The 22,857-nt window shown below is 67.1% G+C and carries 14 protein-coding genes; 5 read left to right on the top strand and 9 right to left on the bottom strand.

All coding sequences use genetic code 11. The annotated features are described in order from the left end of the window. Positions 1-71: 71 nt before the first annotated feature. The 3 genes from QP045_RS12800 to QP045_RS12790 are packed head-to-tail and all read left to right on the top strand — an operon-like array spanning position 72 to position 5,604. Positions 72-2,744, top strand: coding sequence for a TonB-dependent receptor (locus QP045_RS12800; protein ID WP_422515376.1), 2,673 nt, complete (start codon positions 72-74; stop codon positions 2,742-2,744). Further along, positions 2,744-4,249 (top strand): tannase/feruloyl esterase family alpha/beta hydrolase, encoded by a 1,506-nt coding sequence (locus tag QP045_RS12795; protein WP_422515375.1) that lies wholly within the window; start codon positions 2,744-2,746, stop codon positions 4,247-4,249. The genes QP045_RS12800 and QP045_RS12795 overlap by 1 nt, the downstream gene beginning before the upstream one ends. Next, positions 4,246-5,604 (top strand): MmgE/PrpD family protein, encoded by a 1,359-nt coding sequence (locus QP045_RS12790; protein WP_422515374.1) that lies wholly within the window; start codon positions 4,246-4,248, stop codon positions 5,602-5,604. Before QP045_RS12795 ends, QP045_RS12790 begins: the two co-directional genes overlap by 4 nt. Here the strand turns inward: QP045_RS12790 and QP045_RS12785 are convergent. Genes QP045_RS12785 through QP045_RS12775 form a run of 3 tightly spaced genes read right to left on the bottom strand, consistent with a single transcriptional unit; the run spans position 5,601 to position 8,397 of the window. Continuing rightward, a complete protein-coding gene (locus QP045_RS12785) occupies positions 5,601-6,488 on the bottom strand; it encodes an amidohydrolase family protein (RefSeq protein ID WP_422515373.1) in 888 nt (295 codons plus the stop codon). The genes QP045_RS12790 and QP045_RS12785 overlap by 4 nt on opposite strands. Continuing rightward, entirely contained in the window at positions 6,488-7,510 is a 1,023-nt protein-coding gene (locus QP045_RS12780; protein ID WP_422515372.1) for an amidohydrolase family protein, read from the bottom strand. Before QP045_RS12780 ends, QP045_RS12785 begins: the two co-directional genes overlap by 1 nt. Beyond that, a complete protein-coding gene (locus tag QP045_RS12775) occupies positions 7,507-8,397 on the bottom strand; it encodes a DUF1932 domain-containing protein (protein WP_422515442.1) in 891 nt (296 codons plus the stop codon). The genes QP045_RS12780 and QP045_RS12775 overlap by 4 nt, the downstream gene beginning before the upstream one ends. Positions 8,398-8,666: 269 nt before the next feature. On the opposite strand from QP045_RS12775, the gene QP045_RS12770 reads away from it, so the two are divergent. Continuing rightward, entirely contained in the window at positions 8,667-11,510 is a 2,844-nt protein-coding gene (locus tag QP045_RS12770) for a TonB-dependent receptor (RefSeq protein WP_422515371.1), read from the top strand. A gap of 54 nt (positions 11,511-11,564) precedes the next feature. On the opposite strand, the gene QP045_RS12765 is transcribed toward QP045_RS12770, so the two are convergent. The 5 genes from QP045_RS12765 to QP045_RS12745 form a co-directional block, all read right to left on the bottom strand. Then, entirely contained in the window at positions 11,565-12,239 is a 675-nt protein-coding gene (locus QP045_RS12765; protein WP_422515370.1) for a fumarylacetoacetate hydrolase family protein, read from the bottom strand. 125 nt (positions 12,240-12,364) lie between these two features. After that, a complete protein-coding gene (locus QP045_RS12760) occupies positions 12,365-12,943 on the bottom strand; it encodes an opacity protein (RefSeq protein WP_422515369.1) in 579 nt (192 codons plus the stop codon). Positions 12,944-13,280: 337 nt separating this feature from the next. Continuing rightward, positions 13,281-13,583, bottom strand: a complete 303-nt coding sequence (locus tag QP045_RS12755) for a hypothetical protein (RefSeq protein WP_422515368.1) — start codon at positions 13,581-13,583, stop codon at positions 13,281-13,283. Between the two features lie 11 nt (positions 13,584-13,594). Further along, complete coding sequence (locus tag QP045_RS12750; protein WP_422515367.1) at positions 13,595-16,492, bottom strand: M16 family metallopeptidase; 2,898 nt, start codon at positions 16,490-16,492, stop codon at positions 13,595-13,597. Positions 16,493-16,700: 208 nt separating this feature from the next. Then, entirely contained in the window at positions 16,701-17,012 is a 312-nt protein-coding gene (locus tag QP045_RS12745; RefSeq protein ID WP_422515366.1) for a hypothetical protein, read from the bottom strand. Positions 17,013-17,077: 65 nt separating this feature from the next. On the opposite strand from QP045_RS12745, the gene clpB reads away from it, so the two are divergent. After that, positions 17,078-19,657: an ATP-dependent chaperone ClpB gene (gene clpB, locus QP045_RS12740; RefSeq protein WP_422515365.1), complete on the top strand. Its 2,580-nt coding sequence runs from the start codon at positions 17,078-17,080 to the stop codon at positions 19,655-19,657. Between the two features lie 78 nt (positions 19,658-19,735). Here the strand turns inward: clpB and QP045_RS12735 are convergent, their stop codons facing one another. Then, on the bottom strand, positions 19,736-22,738 hold the full coding sequence (locus QP045_RS12735) for a TonB-dependent receptor domain-containing protein (RefSeq protein WP_422515364.1): 3,003 nt from the start codon (positions 22,736-22,738) through the stop codon (positions 19,736-19,738). Positions 22,739-22,857 lie beyond the last annotated feature (119 nt).

Raw genomic sequence — 22,857 nt, 5'->3', positions numbered from 1 at the left:
TGAACTGACCGATCCACGACATCACCGTTCGACCGGCACGCAGATGCTGGCGGGCGCAAGAGGAGAGAGAGATGCTGAACACCGCTCGCTGGACCTGCGGCGCTGCAATCATTGCGCTTGCCGTCGGCTACACCGCACCTGCCCTTGCCCAGACTGCGCAGCCCGTGCCGGACGCGACCGTCCCCGACGACAGCGCGGCCGATCCGGCCCCGTTGTACGAACCCGCACAGGCAGATGCCGGCGGCGATGTCGTCGTCACCGGAAGCCGCATCCGCGGGGTGGCGCCGGTCGGATCGAACGTCATCGCGATCGATCAGGAACGCATCGCGCAGGAGCCGGTGACCTCCGTCAACGACCTGTTGCGGCGCGTACCGCAGGTGGTGTCGCTGGGCGCCAATCGCGCCGGCGGCAGCAGCCAGAACGGCGCCGCGAACGCGACGCGCGGCGCGGGCATCAACCTGCGCGGGCTCAGCACCAATGCGACGCTGCTCCTCTATGACGGTCGCCGTTTCCCGCCGCAGGGAACGCAGGGGCAGTTCACCGACCCGTCCGTGATCCCGTCGATCGCGCTCAGCCGGGTGGAGGTAGTCGCCGACGGCGCATCGGCGATCTACGGGTCCGACGCGGTCGCCGGCGTGGTCAACTTCATCCTGCGCAAGGATTTCGACGGGCTGGAAGCGCGGGCGCGCTACGGCTTCACCGACAATTCCTACGACGAGAAGCAGATCGCACTCCTGGCCGGGAAGCGCTGGGACGGCGGCTGGGCGATGATCTCGGGCGAATGGACCCGCAACTCCGCGCTCTTTGGCGATCGCCTCGGCTTCTACCAGGACGACAACCGCGATCGCGGTGGCCGTGACCTGCGCGTCACCACCTGCAACCCTGGCACCATCACCGCGGGTGGGCGCACCTATGCCATCCCAGAGGGCGGCGTAACCGCGGCGAACGTCGGCGCGCTCACCCCGGGAACCGCAAACCGCTGCTTCTACAGCGGCGCCGAAGCCGTCATCCCCGAACAGGATCGCTACAGCGTGGTCGCGGCCGCCAGCCAGGAACTGGCCGAAGGCGTACGCGTGTTCGCCGACGGCTTCTGGTCGCGGCGGGAGGGCGTGATCCCCGCCGTCCTCTCCACCACCGCCACGGTGCGCAACACCAACCCGTTCTTCGTCTCGCCGGTGCCCGGCGCGACCTCGGTGCAGGTCGGCTATTCCTTCTTCCCCGAAATCGGCACGGTCAAATGGCCCTACTGGGCCGAAACCTGGAACGCCGTTGCCGGTGTCGAGGCAAAGCTGTTCGGCAACTTCCGCGCCACCGCTTACTATCAGCATGGCGAGGCGGAGGAGGTCGCCGACCGCCGCACCGGCATCAACACCGGCGCGCTGAACGCGGCGCTTGCGGACACCAACCCGGCAACCGCACTCAACCTGTTCGGCGGGCCCAACAATCCCGACACCCTCGCCCGGGTGACCGACAATCTCTTCATCATCACCGGTCGTACCAAGCTGGACGTGTTCAACGCCCAGGTCGACGGCTCGCTCTTCGCGCTTGCCGGTGGCGAGGTGCGGCTCGCGGTCGGGTATGAACACCGGATCGAATACACTTTCACCAACCTCACCACGGGTCAGGCGGCGACGCCGGTCAACCTGGGCGACGACGGGAAGCGCAATGTCGACGCGGTGTTCGGCGAGCTGTTCGTGCCGCTGGTCGGCAGCGCCAACGCCATGCGCGGGATCGAGCGGCTGTCGCTCAGCCTCGCCCTGCGGCACGAGCATTACAGCGACTTCGGCAGCACCACCAATCCGAAGATCGGCCTGACCTACCAGCCGTTCCAGGGCCTGTCGCTGAAGGGCACCTATGGCACATCGTTCCGCGCGCCGACCTTCACCGAAGTCTCCACGGTCGGCGGCGGTGCGGGGCTCTATTTCGACACCTTGCCCGGCCTCAACGGCAACGCGATCGGGATCGGCATCGCCGGGGGCAATCCGGGCCTTCGTCCGGAAACCGCCACCACCTGGTCCTTTGGCGTGGAGGCGGCACCGCCCGAAATTCCGGGCCTGGTCGCCAGCCTGACCTATTTCCGCATCGACTATTCGGACCAGATCCAGGCACTGCGCGGCACGCCGGGCCTGCTGACCAATCCGCTCTATGCCGATTTCGTCAACCTGAACCCGACCCAGGCACAGATCGCCGCGCTGATCGCGTCGGGATTGCCCCTCAACGCCGCGATCAATGCGGATGCCGTTACCTTCATCGCCGACGGCCGCCGCCAGAACCTGGGCAGCACCAAGCTGCGCGGGCTCGACTTCGGCCTCAACTACCGCTGGGAATGGGGCGGCGCCAATCTCGACGCCGGCATCCAGGGCACCAAGTACCTGACCTATGACTTCAAGGCGGTACCGCTCGCGCCCTATTCCAGGGTTCTCGACACCTTCGGCTTCTCCCAGAACTTCCGGGTGCAGGCCGACGCCGGAATTTCGTTCGGCGCGTTCCGGGCGCGGGCGACGCTCAACCACCTTGCCGGCTATCTCAACAACACCGTCACGCCCGGCCAGCGCGTCCGCAACTACGACACCGTCGACCTCTATTTCGGCTATGACGTGACGCCGCGGCTTACGCTGTCCGCAGATGCCCGCAACCTGCTGAACGAGAGGCCGCCGTTCGTCGACACCGCGCGCGGCTATGATCCACAGTCCGCCAACCCGATCCCGCGGGTGATCTCCCTCACCGCGGCGGTCAAATTCTGATGAGCCTGCTCGCCGCGCTGTTTGCACTTGCTGCACCCGAAAATGGCTGCGCGGCGCTCGTCGGTCGCGATGGTGCGGTGGTGGTCGATACCGCCACCCCCATCGTGCCGGCACCGCGCTGGACGGCACAAAGCGACAGCGGCTACCGCCCGCGCCCCGTCTCGCGCCCGCTGTGCCGCGTCCAGGGCAGGATCGAAGGGAATATCGGCTTCGACCTGTGGATGCCGGTTCCGGCGCAATGGAATGGGCGCCTGCTTGCAGCGGGCGTGGGCGGCGACGCCGGGCAGTTCAACCATTCCGACATGGCCCGCCGACTGGAAGAAGGCTTCGCCACTTTCTCCACCGACAGCGGCCACAAGAAGACGCAGACGCGCTGGATGGCGGATGCCAAGGCGCGCGACGATTACGCCCATCGCGCCACCCACCTCACCACGGTCGCGGTCAAGCGCCTGGTCCAGCGCTTCTACGGCAGGTCCGCCGACCGCAGCTATTTCCTCGGCTGCTCGGGGGGCGGGCGCCAGGGCCTGAAGGAAATGCAGGAATATCCGCGCGACTTCGACGGGATCGTCGCAGGCGCGCCGGGGCCCTACATGCCGCTGCAGTCGGTGCGCATGATGTGGTTCGCGCTTCAGCAAAAGCGCAATCCCGCCGCCGCGCTGACCGACGCCGACTGGACGCTCTATGAGAATGCGGTCACGCGCCAGTGCGACGCCATCGACGGCGTGCGCGACGGCATCGTCGCCGATCCGCGCGCCTGCCGGTTCGATACCCGCATCCTCGAGTGCAAGCCCGGCACCGACGGGGCGTGCCTCACCGCGCCCAAGCGCGCGATGCTCGACCAGATCATCGCCCCCCTGCGCGACGAGAACGGGCGCGCGCTGGACGGCGGCCTGCTCCCCGGCGTGCGGACCCGGCCGGGACCGCCCTCCCCCTTGCTGCGCGCCATGTGGGCCGATGCCGTCTATGACGATCCGGATTGGAACGAGGACAGCTTCCGCCGCACCGCGGACCTGGCCGCGATCAACCGCATCATGCCGCAACTGCGTGCCGACAGCACCCGCATCACCCCTTTCCTGAAGGCCGGCGGCAAGGCGATCCTCTACCAGGGCTGGGCTGACCCTTCGACCAATGCCGGGCCGACCGTCACCTATTATGAATCGCTGCTGGGCGTGCATGGCGCAACAAGGCTGTCGAGCGCGGTCCGGCTGTTCATGGTCCCGGGCATGTACCATTGCCAGGGCGGTCCCGGCGCGGACGGGTTCGGCGGCTCGGGGCAGCCGAGCTGGCCCGGCGACCCGTCCCGCGACATCCTCTGGGCGGTGATCCACTGGGTGGAAAAGGGCATCGCCCCGGATCGCCTTACCGCCACCAAGCAGATCGAGGGCAAGGATCGCTTCCGCCGCCTGCTGTGCCCCTTCCCGAAGGTCGCCCGGTTCGACGGCCGCGGCAGCCCCGACGATGCCGCAAGCTACCGCTGCGTCGCCGAAGGTAGCCCGCCGTCGTGAACGTCTCCCTCGCCCTCTCCGAACACATCGCCGGCTTCAGAGCCGCCGACCTCCCGAAGACCACGCTTGCCGCGACGGCGCGGGCGCTGCTCGACGGGGTCGGCGTGATCCTCGCCGCCAGCGGGACGAGCGCCGACGTACAGCCGTTTCTCCACCTCGCCGCCGGGGAAGCCGGGCTCTGCACGGTCCTGGGCACCGACATCCGCAGCACGCCGGCACTGGCGGCGTCCGCCAATGGCGCGATGGCCCATGCGCTCGACTTCGGCGATACCTTCGATCGCGGCGCCCTCCACCCGCATGCCTCGGCCATTCCCGCAGCCCTGGCGCTCGCACAGGCGCGCGGCGGCGTCGACGGGCGCAGCTTCCTTACCGCACTCGCGGTCGGCTGCGACCTCACCTGCCGGCTCGGCCTGGCATTGCGCCAGCCGATGGAGCAGGCCGGCTGGTATCCGCCGCCGCTGCTGGGCGCGCTCGGCGCTACCGCCACGGCCGCGCGCATTATCGGCCTCAACGCGGATCAGCTTCGCGCCGCCCTGTCGCTGACCCTGTGCGCCGTGACCGCGCCGGGGGCGATCGGTTCCGACCCGCACAGCACCCTGCGCGCGACGCGGGAGGCATTCGCCGCCCGGGCCGCAGTCGAAAGCGTGCTGCTTGCCGAAGCGGGCGTGCGCGGCTTTGCCGACCCCATCGGCGGCAAGGGCGGCTTCTACGCGCTCTATGCCGGTGGCGCCTTTGACCCGGACGTCCTGTTCGACGGGCTCGGGGAGCGTTTCTGGGGCGAAGCGCTCAGCTTCAAGCCCTGGCCGGCCTGCCGCGGCACCCACGCCTTCATCGAGCTCGCGCTGGAGGCGCGCACCGCCATCCCCGATCTCGCGTCGATCGAGCGGATCGAGGTCGACGTCGGAGAGGTGCAGCAGATGCTCATCGAGCCGCTAGCGGCCAAGGCCGCGCCCGCAACCGCCATCGCCGCCAGGTTCAGCATCCCATTCACGGTCGCGCTCGCGCTCCGCACCGGCGACGTCACGCTCGACGACTTCGGCCCGGAAAGCCTCGCGGACCCCGCCATCCTGATGCTGAGCGCGCGCGTCGTGCCGCGCAACCGCCCCGACTGGGGACGCGACCGCGCCACCGCGGGCGCCATGACCCTTCACGTCAGCAGGCAAGCGCCCTGGCAGGGCGAACGGCTTCAGCCGCTCGGCCACCCCAGCAATCCGCTCTCCAGCGAAGCACTGGTGGAGAAGTTCGTCGCCTGCGCGGCCAAGGCGCGCGCGCCCGTCCCGGATCCCCGCGCCCTTGCAGACCGGCTGCTGTCGCTCGGCACGGCCCCCACCATCGCCTCGGCGTTCGGCGACTAGCTCCAGTAGAGGCGCGCCGGATTGTCCACCAGCAGAGCCTGTTGAAGGGCTTCGGTCGGCGCGATCCGCGGGATGATGTCCACCAGCGCCCCGTCGTCGGGCATGTGGCTGGTCATGTTCGGGTGCGGCCAGTCGGTGCCCCACAGCACCCGATCGGGAAAGCGCTCGACGAGCTTGCGGGCAAACGGCACGACATCATCATAGGTCGGCGGCCCCGACTTCGAAAGGCGTTCGGGGCAGCTCACCTTGCTCCAGACATTGGGATGCTCCGCCATCAGCCGCACGAAGCGGCCGAATTCGGGCCCGTCCACCGGCTTGGTCACATCGGGGCGCCCCATATGGTCGACCACGACCGTCGTGGGCAGCGAGGTGAAGAAATCCCACCGCTCCTCCAGGTCCGCCGCCTCGAAATAGATCACGACATGCCAGCCGAGCGGCGCGATCCGGTCGATGATCGCGCGGTAATAGGCGTCGGGCTTGGGATCGACCAGCCTGCGGACGAAGTTGAAGCGGACGCCGCGCATCCCGGCCGCGTCCAGCGCCGCCAGTTCCGCGTCCGTCACCGTGTCCCGCACCGTCGCCACGCCGCGCGCCCTGCCCTGCGACGCCTGCAGCGCATCGACCAGCGCGCGGTTGTCGGCGCCGTGGCACGTCGCCTGCACGATCACGTTGCGCGTAAAGCCCAGGTGATCGCGCAGCGCAAACAGCTGTTCCTTGCTCGCGTCACAAGGCGTGTACTTGCGCTCGGGCGCATAGGGAAACACGTCGCCCGGGCCAAACACATGGCAATGCGCATCGACCGCGCCCGGCGGCGGCGCAAAGCGCGGCGTGCTCGGGCTCGGGTCCCAGCACAGCCAGTTCGGGTCCATCTGGAAGTCTGCCATCAGAGTCCCCGTGCCTTCAGCTGCGCGTCCAGCCGTGGATAGACGCGACGGGCGTTGCCCTCGAACACCTTTTGCTTGTCCGCCTCCGGAATCGCGAGCGCGTCGATGTAGCGCTTGGTGTCGTCGAAATACTGGCCGGTCTGCGGATCGATCCCGCGCACGGCGCCGACCATCTCGGACCCGAACAGGATGTTGTCGACGTCGATCACCTCGAACAACAGGTCGATGCCGGGCTGGTGATAGACACAGGTGTCGAAGAACACGTTCTTCATGACATGCTCCGACAGCGGCGGGCGCTTGAGCATGTCCGACAGCCCGCGATAGCGGCCCCAGTGATAGGGCACCGCCCCGCCCCCATGCGGGATGATGAACCGCAGGTCCGGGAAGTCCCGGAACAGGTCGCCCTCGATGAACTGCATGAACGCGATGGTGTCGGCGGCAATGTAATAGGCGCCGGTCGCGTGCATCGCCGGGTTGCAGCTGCCCGATACGTGGATCATCGCCGGCACGTCCAGCTCGACCATCTTCTCGAAGAACGGATACCAGGCGCGGTCGGTGAGCGGCGGCGCGCTGAACTTGCCGCCCGAGGGATCGGGATTGAGGTTGCAGCCGACAAATCCCAGCTCGGTCACGCACCGCTCCAGCTCGGCGATCGACTGGTCGATCGACAGCTCCGGCGTCTGCGGCAGCTGGCACACCCCCACGAACGTCTCGGGATAGAGGTCGACGACGCGCTTGATGAGGTCGTTCGAACGCTGCGCCCAGACGCGGTTGGTCGCGGCATCGCCGATGTGCGGTGCCATCGCCGACGCCCGCGGCGAAAAGATCGTCATGTCGGCGCCGCGTTCGCGCAGCAGCCGCAGCTGGTTGGCCTCGATCGTTTCGCGGATCTCGTCGTCGCTGATCGCGGGATAGGCGGGATCGATGTCCCCGCCCGCCTTGAACGCGCCCTTCTGCTGCTCACGCCATTCGGTGTGCTTGGCAGGGGCGGTCGTATAATGGCCGTGGCAGTCGATGATCATGTGTCGTGCTTTCGTGTGGCGGCGAGGACGGCGTCGGCCTTGGCGTTCAGCCCCTCGGGAAGCGGCAACAGGTCGAGGCTACCGAGGCGCTGCTGCCAATCGGCGGTGGCGGTCGCCATGGCGCCCAACTGGCCGAGCCCAGCGGCCGTCGCCGCGGACTCGCGCATTTCGGCGGCCCGGCGCAGCCCGTGGACGAGCATCCGGTCGAGGTTGTAATCGGCGCGCGTCCGCCAGTCCCAGCCCGGAAAGCTCGCATCGAGCGAGGCGAGCACTTCCTCCTCCACACCCGCCGCGCGCGCGGAGAGCAGGCATTCGGCGGTCAGAGCCTCCAGCCCCTTGATGACGATCGAGCGCAGCATCTTGATCGCGCTTGCGGTGCCGACGTCGCCGGCCACCACGCGCGGCGCAAACCCGAGTTGGGCGAGCAGCGCCTGCCCCGCCCCCGCATGGGGCCCGGACAGCAACAGCGGCACCGACAGCCGCGCCGGCTGCACCGGCGCCATCACCGCCACGTCGACATAGCGGCCGCCTGCGGCCTCGATCACGGCTGCGGCAGCGCGCTTGGTCTCGGGCGCGACGCTGTTCATGTCAAAGTACAGGGCGTCGGGCGGCAGCGCCGCTGCCACCGCGTGGGCAGCGGCAAGCGCCTGATCCGCCGTGACGACGCTCAGCACCGCTGCCGCGTCACGGACGGCACCGGCGGTATCCACATGGCCGTTCACGCCATAGAGGGCAAAGTCCGCGCGCTTGGCCGCTGCGCCCTCAGGGTCAGTAATCTTCTGGTCATACGCAGCGATCGGCGCAGGCGGCGCCTCGCCCCAGCCCTCGCAAAAGGCCTGGCCCGCCTCCCCGAAACCGATGAACGCGATCTGTCGGCCGTCCTGCATGTCCAATTGCTAGTCCGTGCAGCCTGTTCCGGCGTATTGAAATGGCTCCCCCGCCATTGCTTTTTCCAAAGTGGGTGTAACGCGTGGGTGCCGCGCACAGGCTCTTAGGCTCTGCCAGACCAGTTGTTGCAGAAAAGCCGCATCCCGCCCCGCCGCAGAAAAATCGATCTCGACTACTTGCGGAATCGAAGTCATGGGCGCTGTAATCAGATCAATAAACAAGCGGCACAACGCCGTGGCATCAACGATATTCCTTGGGGAGGATTATGATGGACCTGCGCCGTCTCTGCGTCACCACTTCGGCACTCGCATTGCTCGCGGCGTCGCCCGCCGCCTGGGCGCAGGACGCACAGGTGCCGGATGCCGGCCAGACCTCCACCGATACGGGCGCGCCCACCCCAGATCAGGTGCCCGTCGCCGGCCCCGCCGAACCCGACGCTTCCGGTGAAGTCGTCGTCACCGGCCTGCGCCGCAGTCTCGAGAGTGCCGCCGCGATCAAGCGCAATTCGGACGCCATTGTCGACGCGATCGTTGCCGAGGATATCGGCAAGCTCCCCGACACCTTCGCCTCGGCAGCGCTGGCGCGCGTTTCGGGCGTGCAGGTGACGCGCGGCGCCGGCGAGGCGGCGGGGGTGCAGGTGCGCGGCCTCCCCGATCTTTCCACCACCTACAACGGGCGCGAGATCTTCACTGCCGAAGGCCGCTTCGTCGCGATCCAGGATTTCCCCGCCGGCACCGTCGCCGCGCTGGAAGTCTATAAGAACGGCACCGCCAACCTGATCGAGGGCGGCATCGGCGGCCAGGTCAACGTGCGCGGCCGCCGCCCCTTCGACTTCAAGGACCTGGAAGTCTCGGGCTCGCTCAACGGCGTCAATTGGGAACAGTCGGGCAAGCTCACCTGGAACGGCAACGTGCTCGTCAGCGACCGGTGGGACACCGGCATCGGGGAGATGGGCCTCCTGGTCAATGCTTCCTACGTTGGCCTGAACTATCTCGATGCGACGCGCGAACAGTCGCTCGTGATCGGCACGACCAACGACACCAATGCGCCCGGGGCCGCCGCCGGTATCCGCTATCCCGACGCACAGGGCCGCTTCACCAGCAATGGCGAGCGCTTCCGCCCCTCCGCCAATTTCGCCTTCCAGTGGAAGCCGAGTTCCGAGCTCGAGATCTACGTCGACGGGCTCTACCAGGGCTTCCGCGGCAAGGACGAGAACCAGTGGATGTTCGTGCCGATCTTTGGCGGTGCCGACTTCCAGCTCCGCAACCTCACCACGCGGGAGGGCAACCCCACCGTCGGGCAGAGCGCCACCGTCGTCGGCGCCAATGCGCCGGACGGCTACTACACCTCTGCCAAGGGCCATACCGACACCTATCAGGTTGGCGGCGGCGCCATCTGGAACCGCGGCAACCTGCAGATCTCGGGCGACATCGCCTATACCGACAGCAAATACACCTTCGATCTCGTCAACCTCGACTATGCCTTTGCGAGTTCGCCCACGCGCAACGTGGTGTTCGAATCCCCGGGCAAGGACGGCGGCCCGAGCTTCGAGTTCGTCGATTTCGACGTCACCGACCCCGCTAACTTCATCGCGCGCGGCCTGTTCCAGGAATATCTGGAAGTCAGCGGCAAGGATCTCCAGACCCGCGGCGACATCCAGTATGACTTCGATAACGGCTTCCTGAAGCGCATCCAGGTCGGCTTCCGCTACAACGACCGAGACGCCACGCGCGATCGCGGCGCCCCCTATATCGACCAGCTCAACGGCGCGTCAGTGCTCAGCCAGCGCATCCCCATCTCCAGCCTTCCGGTCGATGTCCGCAGCACCCGGCCGGCATTCTCGTTCAACGACACCTTCCCGGTCCACACCTTTGCCGGCGTCTCGGCGGAAAGCATGCGCGACAATATCGGGGAGCTGCGCAGCTTCTTCGGCGCTCCCGCGGGCCTGCCCGCCTTCAACCCGACCGAGAACTTCCGCGCCAATGAAAAGGCCTATGCCGCCTATGCGCAGCTCAAATACGGCTTCGACCTCGGCGGCTCGATGAGCGTCGACGGCCTCGTCGGCCTGCGCGCCATCAAGACCAAAACCCGGATCAGCGGCTTCGTCCGCGACGAGACCACCGGCGCCGGGACGCCCACCTTCAATCCGACAACCGCGCGCAACGACTATACCGACTATCTGCCCAACGTGAGCGCACGCATCCGCTTCACCGAAGAGCTCCAGATGCGGCTCAACTATAACCAGACGCGGACCCGGCCCAACTTCCTCGACCTCAACCCGACGCTCACGGTCGGCCCGCCGCCGTCGATTCCGGCCGAATGCGCCCAGGACCCCAGCCTTCCGCAGTGCGGCCCCACCAGTAACCTGCGCAGCATCACCGGCGGCAATCCCAACCTGAAGGCGCTGACCTCCGACAACTACGACATCGGCCTCGAATGGTATTTCTCCCGTTCCGGCTCACTGACGGGCGCAGTGTTCCGCCGCGATGCGCAGGGCTTCATCTCGCGCGTGGCCCGCGCCCCCATCGACATCGGCTATGGCCCCTCGCGGCTCGACCTGCCGGAAAATACCGGCAAGACCCGCTTCGACGGTGCCGAGGTGTCGTTCACGACCTTCCTCGACATCGACGGCCTTCCCGACTGGGCAAAGGGGTTCGGCATCCAGGCGAACGGCACCTACATTGATTCCAAGGGGGATCTCGCCACCGGGCTTGCGAGCTCGCCCAATGTGCTCGGCGAACAGCAGCGATTCACCGGCGTCTCCAAATGGACCGCCAACCTCGTCGGCCTGTACGAGCGCGAATTCTTCTCGGCACGCCTCGCCTATAATTATCGCTCGGACTTCGTCAGCTTCTACAGCGTCGAGCCCCTCGACGTCGGCACCGACGGATCGCCGCGCACCCGCCCGGTCATCGAAAAGGCGCGCGGGCAGCTCGACTTCTCGACCACCGTCACCCCCATCCCCAATGTGACGCTGGCGTTCGATATCGTGAACCTGCTCGGCAATCCCATCAAGCGGACGCGCCAGTTCAACGATGCCGGCGACAGCTACACGCGCCAGGTCTTCTATCTGGAGCGGTCCTATTCGCTGGGACTGCGCTTCCGCTTCTGACCGGCGGAGATGGCGATGGGAGGCGCGGTCCGCTGGGCCGTGCCTCTCGCGCGTTCAGGCCAGGTCGAACGTCAGCGCGGGCAGCCCCGCTACCGCGGCCGCAACCGCGTCGCCGCGCTCCAGCCGACCGACGCCGGCCGGGGTGCCGGTGAAGATCAGGTCCCCCGGCGCCAAGCGCACATAGGTCGACAGGATCGCGATGATCTCGGCCGGGGCCCAGATCATGTCCGCCAGCACGCCCGACTGGCGGCGGTCGCCGTTGACGTCGAGCGTGATCGCGGCCGCGCGCTCCGGCACCGCTCCCGGCAGGATCGCGCCGATCGGGGCGGACCGGTCGAAACCCTTTGCCATGTCCCACGGACGACCGGCCTTCTTGGCCACGGCCTGCAGGTCGCGCCGGGTGAGGTCCACGCCCACCGCGCAGCCAAAGATCAGGCGCTCGGCCGCGTCCACCGCGACATCCGCCCCGCCGCCGGCCAGCGCGATCACCAGTTCCACTTCATGGTGCAGGTCTTCGGTCCGGCCGGGGAACGGGATCGTCGCGCCGCTCGGCACCACCGCGTCGGCGGGCTTGGAGAAGAAGAACGGCTGTTGCCGCTCGGGGTCGCCGCCCATCTCGCGGGCATGCTCGGCATAGTTCTGGCCGACGCAAAAGATGCGGCGCACCGGAAAGCGCGCATCGCTGTCGTGGATGGCGACGCTGGGTGCGGAAACGGTCGGGATGTTCATGCCGCGGGGATAACCCTCGGGCGCGGCATCGACCAGCCCCGAGGCACGGGCCCCAAAAAGCAGAAGGGCGGGGCCCGGCATTGCCGAACCCCGCCCTCCCGGTACGCAGTTACGCGATCGCGCGCTTAGAAGTGCGCGACCAGACCCGCCATCGGGCGGAGGCTGTGGGCGTCGCCAAAGGTGGTGACTTCGCCACGGAAGCGAAGGCCGCCGTTACCGGTCACGCCGCCCAGACCGATGTCCTTCGGGCCGACTTCAAAGCCGAGGCCGTAGGTCATGGCGTGATAGTCGGGGCTGTCCTTGCCGAACGCTGCAAAGTTGACCCACTGGTAGCCGACCTTGCCAAAGATCAGGCCGCTCTCACCGGCGCGCACACCCGCGCGGCCAGCAACGCCGTACTGCCAGTCGATGTCGCCCGAGATGCCCTTGGCGACGTTGCCTTCGGCGCCCACGAACACGGGGCCGAGCGGCACGTTGAAACCAACGATGCCCTGAACCAGGCTGCCGTCGAGACGGCCACGAGCCGGAGCCGGAATGCCGGGCTCGTTGGGCTCGTTGTCAAACTGCTCCCAGCCGCCCAGAACTGCGACATACGGATCGATGCCGAACGCGCGGCTGCCGTCGGGTGCCGTGTCCTGCGCAAAGGCCGGAGCGGAGACGAAGGCTGCTGCTGCGGCGGCGGCCGCGAGCGTGAACTTACGCATACTAGTGTACCTCTGTTACTCGATGGATCCGGTGTCGTTGGTGCGCCGGCTTTCCGAGGCTGCGTTAACCGGCCAGCTTCGGGAATGTTGCACTGCGATCGTTTCCTGCAGCGATACAATCGGAACCTGTGGCCTTTCGGCAACACAATGCGGCGAGGTCGCGGCCGCGGCTCTCCGACTGCGGCAGAGAACCTGCAAAAATAGGGCAATGATGTGGCGATCCCGCCCGTTGGTCCCGCGGCCAAATCCCCTCTCGCACCATGCAAAAGGGCCCGCCTGCCGGGTGGCAGACGAGCCCCAATTGCGTGCGCGCTCGCCTGTGCGAGCCGCTTGCGGTTCAGGCGGTGCGCGTTCCCGACATCGGGAAGCTGCCGAATGCGCCGGCCGCGACGTCGCCCGTGATGGTGTCGCCATCGACCCGGGCGGTGCAGTCCAGCGTCAGCGGCATCGGCACGGTGACCGCGACCTTCCAACGCAGCGTGTCACCCTCGACCTCGCCATTCTCGATGTCGACCGAGCCCATCGGCCCGGAATAGGTGCCCACCAGGCTGCTGCCTTCCTGCCGGATGGTCAGCGTCGCGCGCTGGTCGCCCAGCGGCGTCTTGGTCACCGTATCCCAGCTGCCGTCGATGTCTGCCATGCTACGCTCTCCTACTTGCCGCCCTGCGTCGTAACCGCGGGCGGTGCCGGCATCACCTCGACCGGGAGGCCCAGGCTGTCAAGCTGGGGCCGGACCAGCTTGGCATCGCCGACGACGACATAGACGAACCGGTCCGGACGCAGCGCCTTGCGCGCGGCGGCGTTGAGCTGGTCGAGGGTGAAGCCCCGATATTTCTCGGTCAGCCTGGCATTATAGTCGTCGGGCCGCTTGAGCAGGTCGTTGGAGATCATCGCGTTCAGCACCGCGGACGACGTCTCGAACTGGCCGGTCAGCTCGCGGGTCTCGCCGGTGATGGTCCGGTCGAATTCCTGCTGGGTCATGCCGTTCGTGGTCAGGAAGTCGCCGATCTGCTGCTGCAGGGCCGCGATCGAATCCCCGGTACGGTCGGCCTGCACCGGTGCCGAGACGACATAGCTGACAGCATTGGGCAGCTGCGTGACCGAACCGCCCGCGCCATAGGACCAGTGCTTCGTCTCGCGCAGGTCCATGTTGATCCGCGACAGGAAATTGCCGCCCAGCGCGTCGTTCGCGGTGATCAGCGCCAGCAGGTCGTCGGTCCCCTTCTCCGGCGTCAGCTGCGCGCCATAGATAAGGGACTGCGGCGAATCCGGCCGATCGATCAGCACGATCTTGGGCGCCACCTGCGTCGGTGCGGAGGCGAAGCTCTTGACGCCGCCCTGCCCGGTCGCCCGCCAGTTGCCGAAGCCCTTCTCGAGCGCAGCCTGCACTTCGGCAAGCGGACGGTCGCTGGTGACAAAGATCTTGGCCTTGTCCGGGCGCAGCCAGTTGCGGTGGAACGCGATCAGGTCGTCGCGCGTCAGCGCCTTCACTGCGTCCGGATCGCCACTGCCCGCCGCCAGCTTCGCATAGGGCGAGTCCTTGCCATACAGCAGCGGCGGCATCGCCCGGCGGGCGAGGCCGGCCGGGTTCGTCAGCTCCTGCCCGATGCGGGCGAGCTGCGTTGCCCTCACCCGCTCGACCTCGGCCGGCGCGAACGCCGGGTTGCGCACGATGTCGGCAAGCAGCGCGACGCTGCTACCCAGGTTCGCGCTCGGCGCACCCAATCCGACATAGGTGAGATCGGGGGTGCTGGACGTGAAGATGTTGGTGCCCAGCCGCTCCTGTTCCTCGGCCAGCGCGACCGAGTTGCGGGTGGTGGTGCCCTCGTCCATCACCGCCAGCGTCAGCGCCTGCGTGCCGAGCTTGCCCGCCGGGTCTGCCGCCGCACCGGCGTCGAAGCTGACCGCGACCTGCGTCACCGGCACCGCGGTGCGCTGCGCGTAGACCACCTCGATGCCGTTCGACAGGCGCGAGCGCTGGATCGCGGGGAAGCTCAGGTCCTTGACCTCACCCACCTTCGGCAGTTCGCCGCGCGTGCCCTTGGCCGGGCCCTGGGCGGACGCCGGCGTCGGCGCCGCGTCCGCTGCCACCTTGGGTGCGGCCTTGGGCTCCTCATAGGCGTCGCGCTGGCCCGGCTCCACCGTCAGGGCATAGGCCGGGCGCGACAGCCACTTGTTGGCCGCCGCCTTTGCGCTCGCCGGCGTGGTCGTGGCGAGCCGCTGGAGCTGCTTCTTGTAATAGTCGGGATCGCCCAGATAGAGCTGACCCTGCGCCAGCGCGACCGCCTTGCCGCGGAAGCCGCCGACCGACTCCAGCCCCGCGACCGTGTTGGATACGGCGACGGTCGCCACGCGCTGCACTTCCTCGGCCGTCGGGCCCGTGCGCAGGAAGTCGGCGATCACCTCGTCGAGGCGCTTTTCCGCAAGCTTGGGGTCCACCCCGGGGCGAACGTCCATGCTGATGACGAACATTCCCGCCTGCGCCAGCGTCTGGTTGGAGGCGGAGACGGAGGTCGCGAGCTTCTCGTCGCGGACCAGCACATTGTCGAGCCGCGAGCTGCCGAGACCGCCGAGCGCGCCGGCCGCGACATCCAGCGCCGTCGCCTCGGCGCTGTTGTCCATGCCCGGCACCGCCCACATCCGCATGATGCGGGTGGCGGCAACGCGATCGCGGATCGTCTCCGCCTTGGGCGCGGCCAGCGTCGGCACGGTGATGTTGGGACGGGGCGACTGGGGGCCCTTGGGAATGCTGCCGAAGTATTTCTCGACCAGCGGCCGCGCCTCGGCAGCCGTGATATCGCCGGCCAGCACCAGCACGGCGTTGTTGGGCCCGTAATGGCTGCGGAACCAGGTCTTCACGTCCTCGAGATCGGCCGCGTCCAGGTCGGCCATCGATCCGATCACCGAGTGGCGATACGGGTGCCCCTCGGGGAACAGCCCCTCGGTCATCTTGTAGCGGACGAGGCCATAGGGCTGGGTGTCGCCCTGGCGCTTCTCGTTCTGGACGACGCCGCGCTGCTCATCGAGCACCTCCTGCGTCACCGCGCCGAGCAGATAGCCCATCCGGTCGCTCTCCAGGAACAGCGCCCGGTCGAGCGCCGCACGCGGCACCGTCTCGAAATAGTTGGTGCGATCGAACGAGGTCGTGCCGTTGAAATCGGTCGCGCCCACTTCGCGCAGCGGCGCGAAGAAGTCGCCCGGCGCATTCTCGGACCCGTTGAACATCAAATGCTCGAACAGGTGCGCAAAGCCGGTCTTGCCCTTGGGCTCGTGCTTGGAACCGACATCGTACCAGGTCGACACCGCCACGATCGGCGCCTTGCGATCGGTGTGAACGATCACGGTCAGCCCGTTGGGCAGCGTGAACTTCTCATAAGGGATGTCGACAGGCCGGATCAGCTCGGAGAGCGGCGCGGCAGGAAGCCGGGCGGCGGTCTTCTCGGCAGCGGCCTTCTGAGCAGTGGCTTTCTGTGCTGCCGGCGCCGCGAAGGCCAGCGAACCGGTGGCAAGCGCAGTGGATGCGGTGAGAAGTGCGACAATGCGGAGCATGGAACCTCGAGCGTCGGGAAGGATGACGCAAACCTATGAGGTTACAGAGAATGTTACAACGGTAGCACAGCTCGTCGTGCGAGCATTTCGTATCGTCGTGCGCCCACACCGTGTCCATGCGCACGGCCACGGCGGCGCCGTCCTTCATGATGTTCAATCAGAACGATGCCCCCCGTGGCGAACCAGGCGGCCGGCATCGGCGCGCGCGTCAGTCGCCCTCGACGCCGGAAAAGGCTTCGTTGTCGACAAAGGCGATCGGGAATTTCTCCCCGGCCCCGGCCGCAGCCAGGATCTTGAGCACGTCCTGCATGCATGCCTCGGTCGTCTTGGCATTCGGCTCGAAGCGTACGTGGCGGTTGGTGGCGGCCCATCGCGCGGTGGCGGCACGCAGCCCGTCGAGCGTCACCGAAGTGCCGTCGATCGAGGGCTTGCACGGCCCTGCCGGGAGGACCAGCTTAACGGCTGCAGGCTGCGGCGCATCCTGTACGGCAGCCAAGGTCATCAACCAGAGTATCAGCATCACGCACCTCTTGTGTTGCACAATGGCAACACCATCTTGCTACCCAAAGGTAACAGGGATTCGCCATGAACCTAGAGAAATTCACGGACCGCGCGAAGGGCTTCCTGCAAGCCGCGCAAACAGTAGCCATCCGGCTCAATCACCAGCGCATCGCGCCCGAGCATCTGCTCAAGGCGTTGCTCGACGATGACCAGGGCATGGCGGCCGGACTGATCCAGAGGGCGGGGGGCGACGCCCGGCTGGCAGTCGCGGAAACCGACGCCGCGCTCGCGCGCATTCCGGCAGTGTCGGGCAGCGGCGCGCAGCAGACGCCGGGCCTCGACAATGACAGCGTCCGCGTTCTCGATCAGGCGGAGCAGGTCGCGCAAAAAGCCGGTGACAGTTATGTCACGGTCGAGCGGCTGCTGCTGGCGCTGGTCCTCTCCCCCACCACCGCCGCCGGCAAGGCGCTTGCCGCCGCCGGGGTGAAGGCGGAGGCGCTCAACACCGCGATCAACGACCTGCGCGGCGGCCGCACGGCCGACACCGCCACCGCCGAGGATCGCTACGACGCGCTCAAGAAATTCGCCCGCGACCTCACGGAGGCGGCGCGCGACGGCAAGCTCGACCCCGTGATCGGCCGCGACGAGGAAATCCGCCGCACGATCCAGGTGCTCGCCCGCCGTACCAAGAACAACCCCGTCCTCATCGGCGAGCCCGGCGTCGGCAAGACCGCCATCGCCGAGGGCCTCGCCCTGCGCATCGCCAATGGCGACGTGCCCGACACGCTCAAGAACAAGACGCTGATGGCGCTCGACATGGGCTCGCTGATCGCCGGCGCGAAATATCGCGGCGAGTTCGAGGAGCGGCTGAAGGGCGTGATCGACGAGGTGAAGGCTGCCGAGGGCGACGTCATCCTCTTCATCGACGAGATGCACCAGCTGATCGGCGCCGGCAAATCCGAAGGCGCGATGGACGCGGGCAACCTGCTGAAGCCGGCACTCGCCCGCGGTGAGCTGCACTGCGTCGGCGCGACCACGCTCGACGAGTATCGCAAATATGTCGAAAAGGACCCCGCGCTCCAGCGGCGGTTCCAGCCCGTGTTCGTCGGCGAGCCCACGGTCGAGGATACCATCTCGATCCTGCGCGGGCTGAAGGAGAAGTACGAGCTTCACCACGGCGTGCGCATCACCGACGGGGCGCTGGTCGCGGCGGCGACGCTCTCCAACCGCTACATCACCGACCGCTTCCTCCCCGACAAGGCGATCGACCTGATGGATGAGGCGGCGAGCCGCATCCGCATGGAGGTGGAGTCCAAGCCCGAGGAGATCGAGAACCTCGACCGCCGCATCATCCAGCTCAAGATCGAGCGGGAGGCCCTGCGCCGCGAGAGCGATGCCGCCTCCCAGGAGCGGCTCGCCGCGCTGGAGGAGGAACTCGCCAACCTCGAGCAGCAGTCCTCCGAGCTCACCCAGCGCTGGCAGGGCGAGAAGGACAAGATCGGCGCCGAGGCCAAGCTGAAGGAACAGCTGGACGCAGCCCGCGTCGAGCTGGAACAGGCGCAGCGCCAGGGCGACCTCGCCCGTGCGGGCGAGCTTTCCTATGGCCGCATCCCCGACCTCACCCGCCAGCTCCAGGAAGCGCAGAGCCAGACCAAGGGCGCGATGCTGCGCGAGGAAGTCACCGCAGACGACATCGCCAATGTTGTCAGCCGCTGGACCGGCATCCCGATGGAACGCATGCTCGAGGGCCAGCGCGAAAAGCTGCTCGCGATGGAGGAACAGCTCGGCAAGCGCGTGATCGGCCAGAGCGAGGCGGTGCACGCCGTCTCGACCGCGGTCCGCCGCAGCCGCGCGGGGCTGCAGGACCCGAACCGGCCGCTCGGCTCGTTCCTGTTCCTGGGCCCGACGGGCGTCGGCAAGACCGAGCTGACCAAGGCGCTGGCCGAATTCCTGTTCGACGATCCCAACGCGATGGTCCGCATCGACATGAGCGAGTTCATGGAGAAGCACGCCGTTTCGCGCCTGATCGGTGCCCCGCCGGGCTATGTCGGCTATGAGGAAGGCGGCGTGCTGACCGAGGCGGTCCGGCGCCGGCCCTATCAGGTCGTGCTGTTCGACGAGGTCGAAAAGGCGCACAGCGACGTCTTCAACGTACTCCTCCAGGTGCTCGACGACGGGCGGCTGACGGACGGCCAGGGCCGCACCGTCGACTTCTCGAACACGATCATCATCCTGACGTCGAACCTCGGCAGCCAGTATCTGACCAACCTTGCCGAGGGGCAGTCGGTCGAGGACGTCGAGCCGCAGGTGATGGACGTGGTGCGCGCGCACTTCCGCCCGGAATTCCTCAACCGGCTGGACGAGATCATCCTGTTCCACCGGCTGGGCAGCGCCCACATGGCGCCGATCGTCGACATCCAGGTCGGCCGCGTCGCCAAGCTGCTGGCGGACCGCAAGGTGACGATCGAGCTCACCGACGCAGCACGCGAATGGCTCGGCCGCGTCGGCTACGACCCGGTCTACGGCGCCCGGCCGCTCAAGCGCGCCGTCCAGCGCTACCTGCAGGACCCCCTCGCCGACCTCATCCTCAAGGGCGAGATCCGCGACGGTTCGACGGTAACCGTGGACGAAGGCGACGGCGCCCTGCGGCTGACCGTCAGCTGAGGCGACGGAGGCTCCGGGCAAAAGAAAAGGGGCTGCTCCTCGCGGAGCTGCCCCTTCCTTTTTACACCCGTCCGCCGATTAGAAGCGGAACGAAGCGCCTGCCCGGAACGTGCGGCCGATGACGCCCGCCATATGCCAGGTCGGCAGGTAGTTGGTGCCCGAGTAGGACGCCGGTGCGATCGGCGCGCGCTCGTTGGTGACGTTCCCCACGTTACCAAAGAACGTGAAGCTGTCGTTGACACGGTACGACAGGTTCAGGTCCGCATAGATGAAGCGCTTGATGTAGCACGCGTCTTCACCAGTACCGTACAAGTTCTGGTCGCACGACAGGTCGATCTGACCCGAGGCGTCGGGATCAACCTCGTCCGCGGCGACCGCCTTGATGCGGGAAACATAGTAGGCCGTCGCGCTGACCGAGAAGTCACCGAACTGCAGCGTGTTCTGCCAGTTGCCGCGCCACTCCGGCGTACCGGCGCCCGACGACAGCTCGTACGGCCCGAGCGTACCGACATACTTGCGCGTGGCCCCGTCACCGAAGTCGACGTTGAACCGCAGGATCTTGGTCACGTCGAGACGGCTGATGAACCGGATACCATCGGTGATCGGAAGATCGACGTTCGCAGAGAAGTCGAGGCCTTCGGTCTTGAAGTAGCCGGCGTTGACGTACGGGCCGTTGATGATGAGCGGCCGCGGAAGGGCGTTCGGGAAGAGCGGATCGATTGCGTCGACCGCGCCTACCGAATAGCCCGCCGGAAGCGGCTGACCCGCAAAATACGCTGCGCGCGCAGCACCCGCATCCGGGCCTGCAACGATCACGTCCTTCTTCTTCACGTTGTAATAGTCGATCGTCAGGCTGACGCCGCGCGTCGGCTCGACGACGATACCGCCGGTGAAGGCGCGCGAGGTTTCCGGCTTCAGGTCCGGATTGCCCGAGAAGCCGCCGCCGATGCTGTAGGACTGTGCATACGGGTTCGTGTTGCCCGCACTGATCAGGCCACCATGGGCCAGCTGGAAGCTCGCCGGGGGCGTGAACGTCACGAAGCCCGGGTAGCTGGACCGCGGATTATTCTCTGCGAACGTCGGTGCGCGGAAGCCCTCCGAATAGGTGCCGCGGACAGCAACCTGACGGATCGGCGTAAACTTCGCGCCGACTTTCGGAGAGAATTTCGAGAAGCCGTCCGAATAGTGATCGTACCGGCCAGAACCACTCAGCTCGAGCGTCTCAAGGACGGGCGCGCTGATTTCGAAATAGCCTGCGGTGACGGTGCGGGCACCAAAGGCAGCCGCCGTGTTCGCATAGTTCGCACGGTCCGGGTTGAGCCCCGGGTTGTCCAGCGTCTCACGACGGATCTGGCCACCCACTGCCACCTGCAGCGGCCCGCCGCGCAGTTCGAAGAACGCCCGGCTGATCGAGGCGTCCAGCGACGCGAGCGACGTGCTCGCGCGGTTCGTGATCATCGGTGCGATGAGGTTACGCACCTCCGCCGTGTTCAGCTCCGGATTGACGAAGTTGTACGCGCCGGTGTTCACCGCCTGGCGAAGCCCGGCGATGTTGATCGTGCCATAGGCATTCAGTTCAAGGTTATCGCGAGCGCCGACGGCCTCGACGCGCCAGTTGGTCTTGTCATCGATCTGGCCATTGAAGCCGATGACGCCACGAATGACCTCGTTCCCGCGCTTGGTTTCGTTGGGAATGTCACCGAACAGATAATAGATGCGCGCCGCATTTGCCGCCGCATCTGCGGGGGTGGCAAGCACGTTGGTCGCATAGGGATTGTTCGGGTTCACCCGCCGATCGACCGCGGTGACGCAATCGATGCCGGCCGCACAAACGAAGTACGGAAGCACGATGCCGGGGTTGTTCGACGCGGTCGACGGAGGTGCACCATAGGGCTGGCGCTGGCGGATCGCCTGCGGAGTGCCCATGATGTTGACTTGGCTGTGCGAATAGCTGCCGAGCACATAGGCTTCGATGTTGTCGTTCAGCCGGATGCTCAGGCGGCCGTTGACCGAGTAGCGTTCCTGGAACGGCTGAACCTGCCCGAACTCGAGCACGTTGTTGTGCTTGCAGCCGACACCACCGGCCGCGCCGGGCACGGTGTAGGTCCCGGTCGAACAGTTGCCGAGGTTCAGGGTGGTATAGAGACCCGTCGCCGCGACGCCGCCCGTGAACGGATCATTGAGGTTCGTCTGGGTCGTACGCCGAACTACCGCGTTCACCGTGGCGGTGGTCAGCGCGCTGTCCGCCGTATTGTTGTCGATCAGGCCGATCGAGCTCAGGTCCGTCGTGTTATACGGAAAGCCGACTTCGCGCGAAGCGATGCGGCCGTCCTGCTGGTATTCGCCGTTCAGGAAGAAATTCCAGCCGGTCGCCTCATAATCGCCGAAACCGGCAGTGAGGTTCGCGCGATAGCGCTCGCCATAGCCCTTCTCGGAAACGCCGCCCTCGACATTGCCGGCAATGCCGGTGAACTGCTTCTTGAGGATGACGTTGACCACGCCGCCGATCGCCTCGGCGCCATAGGTGGACGATGCGCCGTCCTTCAGCACTTCGACACGGTCGACCATGCTGAACGGAATGGAGTTCAGATCGACGTAGGAATTATGGCCATCGTCGTTGAGCGGGAACTGTGCCGAACGAAGACCATCGATGAGCACGAGCGTCGACGAGACGCCAAGGCCACGGAGCGAGACGGCAGCGCCGCCGGCCGAGAAGCCTCCCTGGAATCCGGTCGGGATGGAGCCCGCGCTATCCGCCGAAACCTGCCGGATCGCGTCCGCAATGGTCGTGGTGCCCGCACGGCTCAGCGTCTCGCTCGTGATCACGGTGACGGGAGATGCCGTTTCCGCATCGGTGCGGCGGAACAGCGAACCGGTCACGACGATATCGGCACCAGGCTCCTGGTCGCTGATACCCTGCGTGGTCGCAGGTGCCTGCTGGATTTCCTGCGCCGCGGGCGTCTGCGGATCACCGGACTGGGCAGTGTCGACCCCCTGAGCCGAGGCGGTGCCAGCCAAGCCAGCACCCATCACGGCAATAACCGTCAGCGCGGCAGCGCCGCGCAACATAGAAAAGCGCATAAAGATGTCGTCCCCTCTTAGGCGCGCGGTCTTCCACGAACCCAACGAATTACAGGCGCCCTCACGCCTGCATCTTGCTTGGATGCCGTGCCCTACAGTCGGTGTAAAGAAAGTTGCTG

It is taken from the genome of Sphingomonas sp. 3-13AW, from assembly GCF_049311085.1.
Taxonomy (GTDB): domain Bacteria; phylum Pseudomonadota; class Alphaproteobacteria; order Sphingomonadales; family Sphingomonadaceae; genus Sphingomonas.
Note: the sequence above shows the minus strand (reverse complement) of the source record. Positions and strands in the feature narration are given on the sequence as shown.